General features: G+C 68.8%; 16 protein-coding genes. 4 read left to right on the top strand and 12 right to left on the bottom strand.

Annotated elements, in window-relative coordinates; genetic code table 11:
• Positions 1-609 precede the first annotated feature (609 nt).
• The 3 genes from AC3WS6_RS00005 to AC3WS6_RS00015 are packed head-to-tail and all read right to left on the bottom strand — an operon-like array spanning position 610 to position 4,011.
• Positions 610-1,935 (bottom strand): MFS transporter, encoded by a 1,326-nt coding sequence (locus AC3WS6_RS00005; RefSeq protein WP_492499020.1) that lies wholly within the window; start codon positions 1,933-1,935, stop codon positions 610-612.
• Entirely contained in the window at positions 1,932-2,834 is a 903-nt protein-coding gene (locus AC3WS6_RS00010; protein ID WP_492499021.1) for a polysaccharide deacetylase family protein, read from the bottom strand. The genes AC3WS6_RS00005 and AC3WS6_RS00010 overlap by 4 nt, the downstream gene beginning before the upstream one ends.
• Positions 2,835-2,862: 28 nt before the next feature.
• On the bottom strand, positions 2,863-4,011 hold the full coding sequence (locus AC3WS6_RS00015; protein WP_492499022.1) for an ROK family transcriptional regulator: 1,149 nt from the start codon (positions 4,009-4,011) through the stop codon (positions 2,863-2,865).
• 175 nt (positions 4,012-4,186) lie between these two features.
• Between AC3WS6_RS00015 and AC3WS6_RS00020 the strand changes: the two genes are divergently transcribed.
• Together AC3WS6_RS00020 and AC3WS6_RS00025 are read left to right on the top strand one after the other, a co-directional pair.
• On the top strand, positions 4,187-4,654 hold the full coding sequence (locus tag AC3WS6_RS00020) for an Lrp/AsnC family transcriptional regulator (RefSeq protein WP_492499023.1): 468 nt from the start codon (positions 4,187-4,189) through the stop codon (positions 4,652-4,654).
• A 28-nt stretch (positions 4,655-4,682) separates the two neighbouring features.
• The gene (locus AC3WS6_RS00025) at positions 4,683-6,089 is read left to right on the top strand and encodes an NAD(P)/FAD-dependent oxidoreductase (RefSeq protein ID WP_492499024.1); all 1,407 of its coding nucleotides are present in this window, start codon (positions 4,683-4,685) and stop codon (positions 6,087-6,089) included.
• A gap of 481 nt (positions 6,090-6,570) precedes the next feature.
• Here AC3WS6_RS00025 and AC3WS6_RS00030 read toward each other — a convergent pair whose 3' ends face one another.
• From AC3WS6_RS00030 to AC3WS6_RS00070, 9 genes are all read right to left on the bottom strand, one after another.
• A complete protein-coding gene (locus AC3WS6_RS00030; RefSeq protein ID WP_492499025.1) occupies positions 6,571-7,563 on the bottom strand; it encodes a putative endonuclease domain-containing protein in 993 nt (330 codons plus the stop codon).
• Positions 7,564-7,828: 265 nt separating this feature from the next.
• Complete coding sequence (locus tag AC3WS6_RS00035; protein WP_492499026.1) at positions 7,829-9,295, bottom strand: carboxylesterase/lipase family protein; 1,467 nt, start codon at positions 9,293-9,295, stop codon at positions 7,829-7,831.
• A gap of 5 nt (positions 9,296-9,300) precedes the next feature.
• On the bottom strand, positions 9,301-9,645 hold the full coding sequence (locus AC3WS6_RS00040) for a type II toxin-antitoxin system PemK/MazF family toxin (protein WP_492499027.1): 345 nt from the start codon (positions 9,643-9,645) through the stop codon (positions 9,301-9,303).
• Complete coding sequence (locus tag AC3WS6_RS00045; protein WP_492499028.1) at positions 9,642-9,887, bottom strand: CopG family transcriptional regulator; 246 nt, start codon at positions 9,885-9,887, stop codon at positions 9,642-9,644. The genes AC3WS6_RS00040 and AC3WS6_RS00045 overlap by 4 nt, the downstream gene beginning before the upstream one ends.
• Positions 9,888-9,981: 94 nt before the next feature.
• A complete protein-coding gene (locus tag AC3WS6_RS00050; RefSeq protein ID WP_492499029.1) occupies positions 9,982-10,938 on the bottom strand; it encodes a DNA-methyltransferase in 957 nt (318 codons plus the stop codon).
• Complete coding sequence (gene lplAB / locus AC3WS6_RS00055; protein ID WP_492499030.1) at positions 10,917-11,966, bottom strand: lipoate-protein ligase LplAB; 1,050 nt, start codon at positions 11,964-11,966, stop codon at positions 10,917-10,919. Before lplAB ends, AC3WS6_RS00050 begins: the two co-directional genes overlap by 22 nt.
• A gap of 49 nt (positions 11,967-12,015) precedes the next feature.
• Positions 12,016-12,753 carry a DUF1684 domain-containing protein gene (locus AC3WS6_RS00060; protein ID WP_492499031.1) on the bottom strand — a complete coding sequence of 246 codons (738 nt, stop codon included), beginning with the start codon at positions 12,751-12,753 and terminating at the stop codon, positions 12,016-12,018.
• 174 nt (positions 12,754-12,927) lie between these two features.
• Positions 12,928-13,782, bottom strand: coding sequence for an alpha/beta fold hydrolase (locus tag AC3WS6_RS00065; RefSeq protein ID WP_492499032.1), 855 nt, complete (start codon positions 13,780-13,782; stop codon positions 12,928-12,930).
• Between the two features lie 56 nt (positions 13,783-13,838).
• Positions 13,839-14,591, bottom strand: a complete 753-nt coding sequence (locus AC3WS6_RS00070; protein ID WP_492499033.1) for a copper homeostasis protein CutC — start codon at positions 14,589-14,591, stop codon at positions 13,839-13,841.
• Positions 14,592-14,672: 81 nt separating this feature from the next.
• Here AC3WS6_RS00070 and AC3WS6_RS00075 point away from each other — a divergent pair, with 81 nt between their 5' ends.
• The gene (locus tag AC3WS6_RS00075; RefSeq protein ID WP_492499034.1) at positions 14,673-15,113 is read left to right on the top strand and encodes a MarR family winged helix-turn-helix transcriptional regulator; all 441 of its coding nucleotides are present in this window, start codon (positions 14,673-14,675) and stop codon (positions 15,111-15,113) included.
• A gap of 5 nt (positions 15,114-15,118) precedes the next feature.
• Positions 15,119-16,465, top strand: coding sequence for an MFS transporter (locus AC3WS6_RS00080; RefSeq protein ID WP_492501427.1), 1,347 nt, complete (start codon positions 15,119-15,121; stop codon positions 16,463-16,465).
• Positions 16,466-16,509 lie beyond the last annotated feature (44 nt).

Genomic DNA, 16,509 nt, shown 5'->3' on the forward strand with positions numbered 1-16,509 from the left:
ACTCTCCGTAAAAAAGAAATGCATACGACACCGGGAAAACGATGACGCAGCGAGTTTGATGCTGACCAAAGAGACAAATTCATTGCTGACTTCATCCATTGCCAACCCCCCGGAAGGAGTCGGTCTTTGATCCAAAGGAATCTCATCAAGCCGAAGCTGAATCGAGGTTATTTGGCATTTGACAAGTGCACGCTGTTGAGTTCTCAAGGATCGGATGCTCCCACGACCCAGTCATCACAACCAGGCCCGAAGGGCAACTTCTCTATCTTATCTTCGCTGTTCCGGCTGTCAAATCGACACGCCGTGAAGCTCAGAACCAGATCTGCAGCTCGGGGCTCAAGGCCTCCGAGGCAACTTCACTAGCTTATCCGTTTCGGAGTCGCTGTCAAATCGACCGTTTCTCCGAGGTGGAAGCTCCAGGTCAGACAGAAGTATGTCTGCGATCTTCTCCGAGGAGATGATCGAGTGGAGGTTGTTCTCCGCTTGAGGGGGGTAAGGCTCTCGGCCTCTCCGCTTCCCTGTGGGGCGAACAAGTAATAAGTTACGGGGGTTCTGGGGTTCCGGCAAATCAGGGCCGTCCCCCGGGCGTGTCGCCCTGGTCGGTCCGGGTCACACGTCCCGGGATCGGATCGGATAGGCGAAGAAGCAGAGCCATGCCAGTGCGCTGAACACCAGCGGAACCACAGCCACCATCGCGCGGATCCCCGCATCCATCGACTCGGGCTGCGCATCACCCAGCGAGGAGTCGAAGCCGGATGCGGTGAGCACGATCGCCGCCACGATCGCCTGCAGCACGACCGAGCCCCGCACCACGAAACCGTTCACCCCGAAGTACGCGCCCTCGCGCCGATGCCCGGTGCGCACCGCGTCGTCGTCGATGATCTGCGCGAGCACCACCTCGAGCAGCTGCAGCAGCCCACCCACTCCCACTCCGACACCCACACCCACGAGCGCGGCGGCGAGCACTCCGGCCGGCAGCAGGTAGCCCACCACCGCGAGCCCGAACACCGCCACGCTCCACAGAAGCGCCGTGCGAGGGGTCGTGCGGCGCACGACCGAGCTCCAGAGCACGATCGACGGGATGGCGGTGACGAAGATCGCGCCCAGCAGCACACTGCTCTCGCCCTCGGCGGCGCGCAGCGAATAGCGCACGTAGAACGGGAGCCCCGCCAGGATCACGGCGATCGCCGTCTGCATGAAGAGCGAACCGAGCACGTAGGGCACGAAGGCGCGGTTGCGGAACGTGTACGCCAGCTGCGCACCCCACCGCATGGCCTCCGATGTGGTCTCGGGCACCCGTCGCTCGAGCATCCCGCCGAAGAACGACCACGCGAGCAGCACCAGGCAGACGGCGGAGAGCACGATCGCCATGCCCGGCCAGCCGATCCAGCCGTAGAGCGCGGGGGCCCCGGCCGTTCCGAGGACCATCCCCAGGATCGCGAACACCTGACGGGGCACGTTGCCGCGCGCCCGTTCCTCCGTGGTCCGGAAGATCTCGGGAAAGAGCGCCGACACGTTGAGCACCACCACGACGAAGGCGATGTCGTACACCGCGACCACCACGAGGAACCACACGATGAGTCCGCCGGTGGGCAGCTCCGGCGGCATCCAGACGAGCGCGAATGCGACCACGAGCGGCACGATGCCCAGCCCGATCCAGGGGATCCGTCGTCCCCACGCGGTGCGGATGCGGTCGGAGAGCGCACCCACGATCGGGTTCAGCACAGCGCTCAGCACGCCGTGGGCGACGAGCGCGCCGGCGACCCATGCGGGAGCGACCCCCAGCTGCGTGACGTAGAAGTACACGACGAAGGCCGAGAAGGTCTGCGCCATGAGCTGGGTCGGGAAGCCGGAGGCGCCGAACGCGATCGTCTGCGCACGGGTGGGAGCGGCATCCAGTCGACGCTCACGCAGGCGCGTGCTGAGCGAGGTCACGCGGCACGCCCTCTCTGCAGGTCGCGCAGCGCCCGCCAGCCGAGACGCACCAGCCCCTCGTCGGCGAAGACGTCGTGCACGAGCGGGTCGGCGAGAAGTCGCAGTTCGTGTCCGCGTTTCGCGGCACCGAAGTCCACGACCGACCGCAACTCGTCGTCGTCGACCATCGGATGCAGATAGATCTCGGTGACGCCCGCGGGGACCGCCCGCAGCAGGGCGCAGAATCCGTCGCGCACCTGCTCGTAGCTCTCGCCGGGGACCTCCTCGAACGGATGCGTCCACAGCCGGTCGATGATCTCGACGCCGAGCGCATCGGCCGCAGCTCCGGCCTTCTCGAGTCGCGCGGCCAACGCGGCATCCGCGCCGTCGAGCACCCGCGGCAGGCGGAACGGCAGGCCGTGGCGCGCAGCGAGTTCGAGCACCGGGCCGAGGAAGTCACGCCCCGTGAGCAGGCCGTACACCGAGCCCATGTGGTTGTCCAGGTGCGTGACGTCGACGCCCGCATCGAGGGCGGCCTGCAGTTGCGCCGAGATCTCGCGGGCCACGTCGCCTTCCGAGGCCTGTTGCTCGATCGACAGGGCGTCTGCCGGGAAGTGGCCCGCACCGTCGACGAGCGTGGTCGCGATGCCCGTCAGCGGACGCCAGCGGTAGTCGGTCCACTCGCTCGTGAGCACGAGGTGCACGCCGACGTCGAGGTCGGTGCGAGCAGCCGCGAACGCCAGGGCCTCGGGCGCCCACGCGCACGGCACCATGAGCGTCGTCGAGTCGATGCGCCCGGCCTCGAGCAGACCGGAGACGGCGGTGTTGGCGGCATGACACATGCCGAAGTCGTCTGCGTTGATGATGACCGCTCTGGTGCCCGGTGCGAGCCCGAGCCGTTCGGCGAGATCCGAGATCATGTGCTGTTCCGTCCTGACGGCGCGGCCGCTAGACACCGCGCGCAGCGGATCGCTCGACCGAGGGGACGAGCTGTGCGAACACGGTCGCTCGAAGAGCCCCGGCCGCTTCGCCGATCGCCCCCACGAGCGGAGCTTCCGGGCCGAAGGACGAGACGAGGAAGCGCAGCGGCAGCCGCGGGGCGAGTTCGTCGGCCACCCGTGAGACACCGTCGACGAGCACCGGATGCGCAGCGATGCCGGCCAGGATGAACGCCTCGGGGTCGAGCACGAGGGCGATGGTGCCCGCCACCAGAGTGAGCCGTCGCGCCATCTCGGCGACCATGGCCTGCGCGGCTTCGTCACCCTCGGCGGCCGCGTCGAGGTGCTGCACGATGGGTGCCCGCGGGTCGCGTCCGTGCGCGAGCGCGAGGTCGCCGACCACGTCGTCGCTGAGCACCGGGGCGCCGATCGGCACCGGCGTCTGCGGCAGGTACATGACCTCGCCGGCCACACCGGAGAACCCGCGATGCACCGAGCCGTCGATCACGATCCCGGCGCCGAGCCCCTCGTCGAGCAGCAGCAGCGCGAAGCTGGCGAGCGACGCACCCGAGCCGGCCGTGAGCTCGGCGAGGGCCGCGAGGTTGACGTCGTTCTCGATGCGCACGGGGCAGCTGAGCCGCTTCTCGAGCGCGCAGCGGAACGCGCCTCCGTCGGGCCCCTCGTCATCGCGGACAGCGCCATCGGCAGACACGATTCCCGGAACGCCCGCGAGCACGAGGTGCAGGGGTCCGCGCACGGATCGCAGGCAGGCCTCGATGAGTCCGGCGATGAGCTCGACCCGCTCGACGAGAGGAGCGAACGCGGCGTACTGCTCGGCCCTGACGACTCCCGTCGGATCGACCAGCACGACGTGCGCCCCCTGGCCGTCGACATGGACCGCGGCGGCGAAACCCAGCTGAGGGTGCAGTGCGACCAGCCCCGCCGCGGGCCCGCGCGTCTCGCGATCGACGCCGGCGGGCGCGACGGCGTCCGCGCTCTCGAGCATCCGGAGCACCTGCGTGACGGCGGTGCGCGACAGACCTGTCTCTGCCATCAGCTCGGTACGAGTGAGGGGCCCTCGGCGAGCGAGCGTCTCGAGGATCGCGCGTCCGTTCAGCGTGCGCAGCAACGTCTGCGGGCCTGCGAGCGGTCGTGCCATGGTGGTCCCCCCGGAATGATGCCCCGCCCAGCATGACACATCGCGTCTCACCGGTCGAGGGCCAGATGCACCTGCGCCCGGGGCGGCACTCAGCATGCCGCGATTACAGAGGTATGCTCCGGCCCAAACGACGGAATCAGTTGCAAACCATCACTGGCACTGTCAATATCCTCCTATGAACACTCCTCGGAAGCAGCCGGCGCTGGACGACATCTCGAAGCGCATCATCGAGCTCCTGCAGGACGACGGTCGGCGGCCGTACGCCGAGATCGGCCGCGAGGTGGGCCTGAGCGAGGCTGCCGCACGCCAGCGGGTGCAGCGCATGACCGAGGCCGGGATCATCCAGATCGTGGCCGTCACGGATCCGATGCAGCTCGGCTTCCACCGCATGTCGATGATCGGCATCCGCGTGACCGGCGACCCGCGCCTCGTCGCGGAGGAACTGACGAAGATCACGGAGCTCGCGTACGTCGTCGCCACCCTCGGCACCTTCGACATCCTCGTGGAGGCCGTCTGCGAGAGCGACGCGGATCTGCTCGACCTCATCGCGACCCGCATCCGCACCATCCCCGGCGTGACGCACACCGAGAGCCTGCTCTACGCCGGGCTCTACAAGGACCTCTACAACTGGGGCACGCGCTGAGGCGCGGGCCCGGAGAGCAGGAGTGATCATGGGAACCACGGTCTTCGAACGTCGTCGCCCCTCGGATGCCGTGGTCGACGCGTCGCTGCGCGACACGGCACTCCGCGTGTTCTGGCTCGATGACGTCGAGCGCGTCTCGCACCCGTCGCTCACCCAGAGCATCACGGCCGACCTCGCGATCGTCGGCGGCGGCTACGCGGGACTCTGGACGGCCGTTCGGGCCAAGGAGCGCGATCCCCGGCGTCGCGTCGTGCTGCTCGAGGCGTCGCGCATCGCGTGGGCGGCATCCGGTCGCAACGGAGGATTCTGCGAGGCCAGTCTCACTCACGGGCACGAGAACGGGCTCACCCGCTGGCCCGACGAGATCGACCGGCTGGAAGAGCTCGGGCTCGAGAACCTCGACGGCATCGAGGAGACCGTGAAGCGGTACGGCATGGACGTGGACTTCGAACGCACGGGGCAGCTCGCGGTGGCTGTCGAGCCGCACCAGGTGGAGTGGCTGCGTGACGAGGAGGGCTTCCTCGACCGCGAGGCCGTGCACGCCGAGGTGCATTCCGACACGTTCCTCGCCGGCGCGTGGGAGCGCGACACCTGCGCGCTCGTGCACCCGGCCAAGCTCGGTCTCGAACTCGCGCGCGTCGCGGTCGAGCTCGGGGTCGAGATCTACGAGCACTCGCTCGTGCGTTCCGTCGAGGGTGACGGGTCGACCGCGATCACGCTCGTGACACGTGACGGCGGGCGGGTGCGCGCGGATGCCGTGGCTCTCGCCACCAACGTCTTCCCCTCACTGCTCATGCGCAACCGCCTGATGACCGTTCCCGTCTACGACTACGTCCTGATGACCGAGCCGCTGACCGACGAGCAGCTCACCTCGATCGGATGGTCGAATCGGCAGGGCCTCGCCGACAGCGCCAACCAGTTCCACTACTACCGGCTGACCGCCGACAACCGCATCCTGTTCGGCGGATACGACGCGGTCTACCACTTCGGCGGCAAGGTGCGCCCCGAGTACGAGGACCGTGCCGAGAGCCACCGCAAGCTCGCCTCGCATTTCTTCACGACGTTCCCGCAGCTCGAGGGACTGCGCTTCACGCACCGCTGGGCAGGAGCGATCGACTCGTCGAGCCGCTTCTGCGCGTTCTTCGGCACCGCCCGTCGCGGCCGCGTCGCGTACGCGTCCGGATTCACCGGCCTCGGCGTCGGGGCCGCCCGATTCGCCGCCGACGTGATGCTCGACAAGCTGTCGGGTGAGCCGACCGAGCGCACCGAGCTCGCCATGGTCCGAGAGAAGCCCATCCCCTTCCCACCCGAGCCCGTCGCCTCGATCGGCGTCAACCTCGTGCGTGCCGCGATGAACCAGGCCGACCACAACGAGGGCCGCCGCAATCTGTTCCTCAAGACGCTGGATGCCGTCGGCATGGGCTTCGACTCGTGAGCGAGCTGGGGGCGGGAGCGGCTGTGGATGCTGTCGCGCTGCCGCTTGAGCACACGCCGCTGCCTGCGGAGGATGTGATCAGCGGTCACCCGACGACGGCGGTGCATGCCGTGGCGACGCTCGGTGAGGTCGAGGTCGGCATCTGGGAGATGACGCCGGGCACGGCATCCGACACCGAGGTCGACGAGGTCTTCGTGGTGCTGGCAGGTCACGCCCGGATCGAGTTCGTCGAGCCGGCGCTGCCCGCGATCGAGGTCGACAGGGGTCGGTCGTTCGGCTGTCCGCAGGCCAGCGCACGGTGTGGACCGTCACCGAGACGCTGCGCAAGATCTACGTCGCCTGATACCCTGCGGTGCTGCGGGGCCCTCTCGGGATCGGTTCATGTGGCACCTCACTCCCCCCCGAGTGGTTCATGTGGCACCTGTTGCCGGATTCCAGCGCGAATAGCGACAACAGGTGCCAACTCAGCATCGGGGCGTCGTCAGGGTCGCCAGCCACGGCGCAACAGCGCGTCGCGGATGAGTCCGGCCGCCGTCGGATGCGCTCCACGAATGTGGCCGGAGGTGAGACGAACGACCTCGTACCCCTCAATCGCATAGGCCGCGTACTTCTCGATGTCGCGGTTCCACTGCTGACGTGACGTGCGGTGATGATCACCCTCGACCTCGACGAGCACTTTGAACTCGGGGTAGGCGATCTCTGTTATTCCAAGGAGGTGACCTCGGGCATCGCGGATCTCGACATCGAGCGTCGGTTCGGGGAGACCTTCTCTCGCTGCGTCGAGGCGGCAGTCAGTCTCCAGCGGCGACGCACTCCCCACACGGATCGCCTCGAGCGCTTCTCGGAGTCGCGCTGCGCCGTGCCGCCGTCCTGCGTCGATCGCGGTGCGCAACTGCTCGATGGAACATAGTCTTCGGTCTCGTCTGAGCCGAGCAAGATGGTCGCGGGGGACGCGCACGAGCGCGTCGCCGACCTGTACGAGTTCGCGCACGGACAGATCCGTCGCGAGCATCGCCCAGGTGGATGCCGGACTCGCTACCGCGAAACCGTCGAGCTGCTGCACCGACACGAGCGTCGCGGCGATCTGGCGTCCCACGATGAGCGACCGTCGCGGAGCACGATGCGGAGCGACGACCCCCACTTCGAGTTCGCCCGAGCAGTCGACCGGCAGCTCCCAGAAACCCGCTGCGGTACGTCCGACGAAGAACGCATGACGCACCATGAGGGGGCGGTACAGCTCGGCCCGACGCCGCATCTCCCGGCGCTGAGCTCGGTCGCGGGCCAACGGCGCATCCACATCTTCTGCCTGCATCCGATCGCCCACGGCATCCGGGGTGACGACCATCAGCCCACGGTGGAGGTGCTCGAGGTCCTGCGCGCGGAGTCGGCGTGCACTCACTCCGGCCGCTCGCGCCTGCTCGGGCGTGAACGCGCGCCCGAGTGAGGCGGGCAGGGGCGTGGGACGACGCGACACGATGCGATGCTGCCGGCATCCGACCTGTCTGCAGTGCGGGCGCACCGCCCGATGTGGACGACTCATCGCATCGGCCGACTGTGCACGAAGAGTGCGCCGGTGTGGGGCCACGCAGTGTTGGGCACCTGTTGTCGCTATTCGTGGATCATTCCGACAACAGGTGCCAACTGAGAAGAAGAGGAGGAGAAGAGGAGGAGAAGGGGAGGGGAGGAGGAGGGGGAAGGGGAGGGGAAGAGGAGGGGACAGGGAAGGGGACAGTGGGGCTTCAGACCAGCGCGCGCACCGAGGCATAGGCATCGGCGACGTCACGCGTGGGCCGGTCGTAGACCCGCACGACACCGGCGTCCCCCTCGTGCCTCGGCCACCCGGGGTCGCCGGCGGTGAGGAATGCGACGGCGGCGCCGTGCAGTTCGTCGGCGAGTTCCTGCGGCGGATTCGGCCCGGCGAGGGCGTCCATCGACGGACCGTCGAGGCAGTCGAAGAAGAAGGGCACGTCGAGGCAGTGCTCCGCGAAGCCGAAGCGTCCCGAGGGCCACGAGAACCGGTAGAGCCAGGTGGGGGCGTCGCCTCGGGCGGCCGCGATCCGGAGCACACCGGCGCGGAACATCCGGTCGGTGAGCACGCGACCGGCGAGACGGGCCTTACCGAGACGAGCGACGTCGGCGTTCGCGGCCAGGTACTCGGCACGGATGCTCCTGCGCAGGCCGAGCCGGTTCAGGAGCACCCCCTGCGGCACCCAGCGCAGCGCCCGCGCGGCGCTGCCGGTGAAGGCCATCGTGAACTCGTCGTCGGCCGCACCGATCACGAGCGGCTTGTCGGCGCCTAACCCGGCACGCAGCGACTCGCCCGTCGGTCGCGTGAGAAGGTCACCGTCGATCGCAGGTCCCAGCGGAAGGCCCTCATCGATCATCGTGGTCATCGATGACGGACCGAGCTGGGTCGCCTTCTTCTGCAGGGCGAGCAGACGCTCCTCACTCACGGTCGAGAGACCGGCCACTGTCGGGTCGACGCCCGCCGCTGCGGCGAGCGCTCGCGCGAACGCCTCGGCCCGCGGCGCGGCGACATCGCCGAGCGCGCCCGAGATCGCATAGACCCCGTGGAACAGGTGCTGGGCCTTCTCCATTCCGAGCAGCGTGAGCACGGCCCCGCCGCCCGCAGACTGCCCGGCGATCGTCACCCGCGCGGGGTCTCCGCCGAACGCGGCGATGTTCTGCTGCACCCATTCGAGGGCCAGCAGCCAGTCGCGCACTCCCCGGTTCGACGGGGCGTCCTCGATCCAGCCGAAGCCGTCGAAGCCGAGGCGGTACGAGATCGACACGGTGACCACGCCGTCGCGGTTGAAATTGCGACCGTCGTACCAAGGGCTCGCCGGGCTGCCCGCGAAGTATCCGCCGCCGTGGATCCAGACCAGCACGGGGAGACCGGATGCCGTGGGGTCGGGAGTGAAGACGTTGACGTTCAGGGTCGAGTCGCCCTCGACGCTCGGCTCGGGGATCAGCGTCACGCCGGGGTCCCCGCGCTGCGCGGTGGCGGCGAACTCGAGCGCGTCGAGCACGCCGTCCCAGGGCGCCTTCGGCACCGGAGCCTGGAATCGCAGATCGCCGATCGGAGCCTCCGCGAACGGGATGCCGAGGAACGCCGCCGATCGCGCAGCGCCTCGCCCTCCCGTGGTCGGGCGCCAGCGCCCGCGAACCCGCCCCGCAGCGGTCTGCACCTCGACGTACTCGGTCATGTTGCTCAGACTCCCAGAACGAGACGGATGCCGGTGCCGATCTGCGCCATCAGATAAGGCGCGAGATGGCCGGCCGGATAGGTGTCGACGAACTCTCGGGTGACCGGACCGATCTGACCGACATTCGCCACCGAGTCACGATCGAGCCCCGACGCGGCGGCCGGAACCAGCACGTTGCCGGGAAACCCCTCGAGAGCGGTGTTCGAAGTCAACGGGACGACCAGGACGGTATTGATGCTCGTGTCGAGCAGCCAGTCCTCCTGCACCACGACGGCCGGTCGAACCTTCGCCGGTTCCGAGCCTCGCGGAATCCCGAAGTCGACCCAGACGATGTCACCCCGGCGGATCACCAGTCGGTGCTCTCGCGCAGCCGCTGCTCATTGCCACGCACGAACACCGTGTCGTCGGGGCCGATCTCAGCCTGCGCCAAGATCTGGTTCGCGATGCGTGTCAGGTCCGACGAGCCTTCCAGCTCGTCGGCCAGACGTCGTCCGGCGAGCTGGAAGAACTCCGACCGGTTCATGCCGTGCCGCGCGGCCACCCGTTCGAAGCGAGCGAAGTCGCCGTCGGGCACCGAGATTGCCGTCTTCATGGCAAGAGTATAACCGGTCATACCGGGAGGCTACCCCGAGCATCCGACATTCGCGGGTGGGTCGACGACGCCGGCTAGACCTCGAAGCTGAGGGCTACCGGCTGAGCGCCGTGACCGCCGCGTGCGGCAGCCGCTCGGTCATGACGCGCACGGCCTCGGGATTGTCGTCGACGAGCACGGCTTCCCGCCCGAGCGCCGAGGCGACCGCTCCGGTCGTGCCGCTTCCGGCGAAGAGGTCGAGCACCCGATCGCCGGGACGACTCGAGGCGGTCACGATGCGCCTCAGGATCCCCTCGGGCTTCTGCGTCGGATACCCGGTCTTCTCGCGACCCGTCGTCGGCACGATCGTGTGCCACCACACATCAGTGGGGAGCTTGCCGCGAGCGGCCTTCTCTGCGGTGACGAGACCTGGGGCCATGTACGGCTCGCGGTCGACGTCATCACTGTTGAACACGTACTCGCGCGGGTTCTTGACGTAGACGAGGATCGTGTCGTGCTTGGTGGGCCATCGGCGCCGCGACTTCGCACCGTAGTCGTACGCCCAGATCAGCTCGTTCAGGAAGCAGTCTCTGCCGAACACCGCATCGAGCATGACCTTGGCGTAGTGCGCTTCGCGGTAGTCGAGGTGCAGGTAGAGCGTGCCGTCGTCGGCGAGCAGTCGCCACGCCTCTTCGAGCCGCGGCATCAGGAACGCCCCGTAGTCGTCGAAGCGGTCGTCGTACGTGCGCAGCATCCCGCGCACCCGCTCGTACTGGTGGCCGTGGAACCCGTGCCGGACCTCGGCGGCAGGTGCCGCGACCGCGGGCTCAGCAGCCCCCATGATCGGGATGCCCTCGGCATCCTCTCGCAGAGTCGTCGGCGACGTGCGCCGCGCCGTGACCACCTGTCGCTCCTGCGCCCGGCCCGTGTTGAAGGGCGGGTCGAGGTACACGAGAGTGAAGGATGCCGAGGGCAGAGTCGCTGCGACGGCGAGGTTGTCGCCCTGGATGATCGAGACGGAGCCGGGGACGAGAGCCCCCGGGTCGTCGATCACGGAACCCGGTGCAGCCATGCGTCGGTGGCGAACTTCGACTCCACCAGCGCCTCGGCATCGGCGTACTCGTCGGCGGCGATCGTGCCGTCCTCCGCCGAGGTGAGCGAGCGGAACGTGTCCTTGAAGCGCTCGATGATCTCGGCGCGTGACAGACCGGTCTGGCTGCGCAGCGGATCCACCCGCTTCGCGGCCGACGTCGTGCCCTTGTCGCTGAGCTTCTCGCGGCCGATGCGCAGCACCTCGGTCATGGTCTGACCGTCGATGTCGTACGAGAGTGTGGCGTGATGCAGCACTCCCCCGTTGGCGAGGCGCTTCTGCGCCGCACCGCCGATCTTCCCCGACGAGCTCGCGATGTCGTTGAGCGGCTGATAGATCGCGTCGATGCCGAGCGAGCGCAGCGCCTGCAGCACCCAGTCGTCGAGGAACGCATAGGAGTCGGCGAAGGTCATGCCCTGCACGAGGGATGCCGGAACGTACAGCGAGTAGGTGATGATCTGCCCGGCAGCCATGAGCATCGCGCCACCGCCCGAGATGCGGCGCACGACGTCGAAGCCGTGACGGGCGGCACCCTCGGGATCGACCTCGTTGCGGTACGACTGGAACGAGCCGATGACCACGGCCGACTGGTCCCATTCCCAGATGCGCAGAGTGGGGCGACGGCGGCCCTCGCCCACGCGAGCGGTGAGAACCTCGTCGAGCGCCAGGTTCATGCGGGGAGAGACCGCCTTCTCGTGCAGGATCTCCCAGTCGAAGTCGTTCCAGCCCGGGGCGGTCACGAGCGCGCGACGCACCGCGGTGCCGACCGCCTCGGGAGTGAACCCGAGCAGCTGCGCACCCTCCGGGAGGGCCTCGCGCACCGCGGAGGCGATGGCCGTGGCATCGGATTCGACCGGCAGCCCGGTGACCGCCGCATCGATGTCAGCGAGGGCCGTGTCGGGCTCGAGGAAGAAGTCGCCGGCGAGCCGGAAGCGGGCGATCCTGCCGTCTTCGACGTCGAGGTCGACGACGACGAGCTTTCCTCCTGGAACCTTGTATTCACCGTGCACGGTTACAGCTTAAGGCGCGCGGCATCCCTGACGGCGGATGATCCCCGGCTCACCCGCCGAAGACGACGGCGCGCTCGCCGGCTCGGATGGGCAGCGAGTACCGGTTGCCCGTGGGCGGCTGCGGGCAGAGGTACTGATCCGAGAAGGCGCACGGAGGGAGGTAGGCGCGGTTGAAGTCGATGACGGCGGATCCGTCGGCCTCGGGCTCGTCGATCGGGAGGAACCGGAAGCGGTAGGTCTCGACGCCGTTCGTCCCGTCGGCGAACACCGCGGTGAGACCTCCCTGAGGGGTGCGGGTCGCGTGCAGCGTGAGTGCGACGCCGTCGAGTGCGAAATGCAGGCGCCCGGCGAGCTCGGACTCGGTGACCTGCCCGTCGATCGCGGTGACCGTGATCGTCTCACCGGGGGTCGGCTCGAAGGATGCCGGGATCCGCCAGCCCTGCCGCGGCGGATACGCGTCGATCGCGCTGAAGTGCTCTCGCTCTCGCCGCCGGGGATTGAACACCCGCAGCGCCACCGAGCCCCTCCTGTCGAAGACGCGCAGCTCGCGCCGGCCGAGCCTCAGGGTCTCGGAGCCGCGCAGCGTGACCACCGATCCGCCTGCCCCGAGGTCGCTGCCGCGGATCGCACCGTCGACCGTCCGAGCCCAGAGCCCCGGCACGCCCTCTACCGCCGCGGGTTCCGTGATGAGCCAGTTGGTCGACTCGAGCGCGGCAGGGCCGTACTCGGCTCCGGCATAGCGCTCCCTCGACTCGTGCCATGCACGCCAGTCGTCTTCGAATCCCACCTCGCACCTCCCTCTCGCCGCGAATCTATGCGGACAGGAGAGCTGTATGCCGAGATGACGTCACGCGGATTCACCCGCTGTCACGCGCGTTCATCGGGCGTAACATGCGGACGCGCGAGACCCCCGGTCGTTGAGCGAGGACGGCGGAAGCCGACCGAGACGAAACGAGGTCCCTCAGCGCGCGGGGACGTGCGAGTCCAGCCACGCGAGGATGTCGGCCCTGACCTCGTCCTGCTGGATCTCGTTGAAGATCTCGTGACGGGCATCCGGATACACCAGCGTCGTGATGTCGGTGAGCCCCGACCGGGTGCGGTACTCGTCTGCGAGCCGGTGCACGCTGCGCGGGCCGCCGACCGGGTCGTCACGACCGACGAGCAGCAGCATCGGGATGTCCCGACCGAGGTTCTTACGCGGCCGGCCATAGAGCTTGGCCGCCTCGACAGGACCGAACAGCTTCAGCAGCGGTACGTCGGTGGTCAGCGGGTCCTCGTCGAACTGGGTCCACACGGCCGGGTCGCGGCTGAGCCACTCCAGGCCGGTCGCCTCGGGTCCCGCCCAGCGGGCATTCAGCGGCGCGGCGTTGAGCGACCCCGGCATCCGCAGTGCCGACCCCGAGAGGATCACGGCATCCCACGCCTCGGGATGGTCGTTCACGAGCATCTGCGCGAGGAAGGACCCCCAGGAATGGCCGAGCAGCACCAGGGGCAGGTCGGGATGCTCGTCTTTGATGATGCCGGTGAGCTGCCAGACCGCTGCCTCTGCCGCACGGAGTCCGCCCTTGCCGAGCCGGCCGAGACCCGCGGGGCCGCCGTGCTGGCGGATGCCGGTGCGGCCGTGACCGCGGTGGTCGTCGGCGTACACCGTGAAGCCCGCCTCGTTGAGAGCGCCGATCAGCTTCGGGTACCGCCCCGCGTGCTCTCCCACTCCGTGCAGCAGCTGCACGACCCCTCGCGCATCACCCGCTGCGGGGTGCACGTCGTAGACGATGGCGATGCCGTGGGCGTCCGTGAACTCGCGAGTATCCGTCACGCCCCCACCCTACTGACGACCGGCCGCGCCGCTCCAGCGCTCGGCATCGCCGGGCATCAGCGCAGCAGCGCGTCGACCACCGACTGTGCGATTTCGAGGTCGGTGACCTCGTAGCCCCCGACGCCGTCGGCCGCAGAGCCCATGCGCACGCCGTCGCGCACCTGCCCCTCGGGCTCGCGCACCGTGCGCTTGGCCGAGAAGTGCAGCGCGTCGACGCCGGCATCAGCGAGGGCGCGGGCGCTGTCGGCATCCACTCCACTGCCCGCCATGACCTCGATCTCGCCCGCTGCCTCGGCGACGAGGGCACGCAGCGTGTCGAGCCCGTCGATCGCTGCCGACGCTCCCCCCGAGGTGAGAACGCGGCGCAGGCCGAGCGAGCGCGCGGTGGCAAGAGTGGCGAGAGGATCGACCGTGACGTCGATCGCGCGGTGCAGAGTGACCGAGGCTCCTCCGGCAGCATCGCGCAAGCGGCGCATCGCGGGGATGTCGAGCAGCCCGTCGGCCCCCAGCGCCCCGATCACCACGCCGTCGGCGCCGGCCTCGATCGCGCGACGGACGTCGCTCTCGGAGATCGCGATCTCGTCGGCGGAGTAGACGAAACCGCCCGGCCGGGGCCGCACGAGCACATGCACCTCGACCCCCACCGCGCGGGCCGCGTCGATCGAGAGGTCGAGCGTGGCGGGCGACGGAGTGAGCCCCCCGAGCGCGAGGGCCTGTGCGAGTTCGACGCGCGCGGCGCCGACTGCTCCGGCGATGCGGACTCCGGTGGGGTCCTGCACGGCGAGCTCGAGGGCGACGGGTCGGGTCATCCGTCCATTCTGGCCTGTCAGCGACCGCCGATCGGACACGCGCTTTCCTTCCGCAGCCCGAATACTTAGACTGGCTAAGTAATGTCTGCTTCCGATGAATCCCTCCAGCTCACCGCGACAGACCTGCGCATGGCCACTTTCCGGCTCGCTCGACGCCTCCGCTGCGTCCGTGCCGTCGACGCGATGAGCGACGCCCAGCTCGCCGTTCTCGCCACCCTGCGCATGCACGGGCGTCGCACGATCACCTCTCTCGCCGAGCGCGAGCGCGTCACGGCGCCGTCGATGACCAACATGATCAACGGCCTCGAAGAGCAGGGCCTGGTCGTGCGCACACCCGATGCCGAAGACAGGCGGCGAGTGCAGGTCGACATCACGGATGCCGGCACGGCCATCGTGGCCGAGACCATCCAGCGGCGCGATGACGCGCTCGCCACGATGCTCGGCGAGCTCGACTTCACCGAGCAGGAGCTCGCGACGCTGCGCAAAGCGAGCGATCTGATGCGCAAGGTGGTCGAGCGATGAGCGCCATGTTCCGTTCGTTCGCGAACATCAACTACCGCATCTGGTTCGCGGGCGCCCTCGTCTCGAACATCGGCGGGTGGATGCAGGCCACCGCCCAGGACTGGGTCGTGCTCACCGAGCTAACCGACAACGACGCCGCGGCCATGGGCGTCACGATGGCGCTGCAGTTCGGCCCCCCTCTCGTGCTGGTGAGCCTGACCGGATGGGTGGCGGATCGCTTCGAGCGGCGCCGCATCCTGCTCGCCACCCAGAGCGCGCTGCTGCTGCTCGCGATCGCTGTGGGCGTGCTGCTGCTGAACGACGTCATGACGCTGCCGATGATGTTCTGCTTCGCCGCGGCCTTCGGCGTCGTCAACGCCTTCGACGCCCCCGCACGACAGGCGTTCGTCTCGGACATGGTGTCGTCGGGCGACACCTCGAACGCGGTCGCGCTCAACTCCGCATCCTTCAACCTCGCCCGCATGATCGGTCCCGCCGTCGGCGGCCTGCTGATCGTCGCGATCGGCTCGGGCTGGGTGTTCATCGCGAACGCCGCGACATTCCTCGCCATGCTGATCGCGCTCCTGATGCTGCGCACCGGCCAGCTCGCGCCGCGGCCGAAGAACCGCCGCCCCGGCGGGCTCGCCGAGGGATTCCGGTACGTGTGGGGGCGCAGCGACCTGCGCGTCGTCTTCGTGACGGTCTTCCTGATCGGCGCGTTCGGCATGAACTTCCCGATCTTCGCCTCGACAATGGCCCTCGAGTTCGGCGCGGGGGCAGACGGCTACGGCATCCTCAGCTCGGTGCTCGCGATCGGATCTCTCGCGGGCGCGCTGCTCGCCGCGCGCCGCGACCGCGCGCGGGTGCGGGTCGTGATCCTCGCCGCCGGAGGGTTCGGCGTCGCGGCCTTCGTGTCGGCGGCGATGCCGACGTACATCAGCTATGCCGTCACCCTGACCTTCACCGGATTCATGATCGTGACTCTGCTGACGACCGCGAACGGCTATGTGCAGATGACCACGACACCTGCTCTGCGCGGGCGGGTGCTGGCGCTCTACATGGCGGTCATCATGGGGTCGACGCCGGTGGGCGCCCCCATCGCGGGGTGGGTCGCCGACACGTTCGGCCCCCGCAGCGCGATCATGCTCGGCGGCACCGCCGGATTCGTCGCCTGCGCGATCGGCGCCACCTGGGTCTTCACCTCGGGTCGTCTGCGCCGTGCCGAGAACAGCCGCTTCCTGATGACGCTCGACGAGACCCGGCCGCTCGATGTCGTCGAGAGAGCGGATGCCGAAGCCGCACGCGCCGCGGAACCCGTCGAGTACACCGAGAAGTCGGCCACGACGCCCATCCGCACGACCAAGAGCGACTGAGCTCGCCTCCGCCGCGCCCGAGCTGCGGCCGAGATGCGGCATAT

The organism is Microbacterium sp. EB106-03-03-XG65 (genome assembly GCF_058791955.1).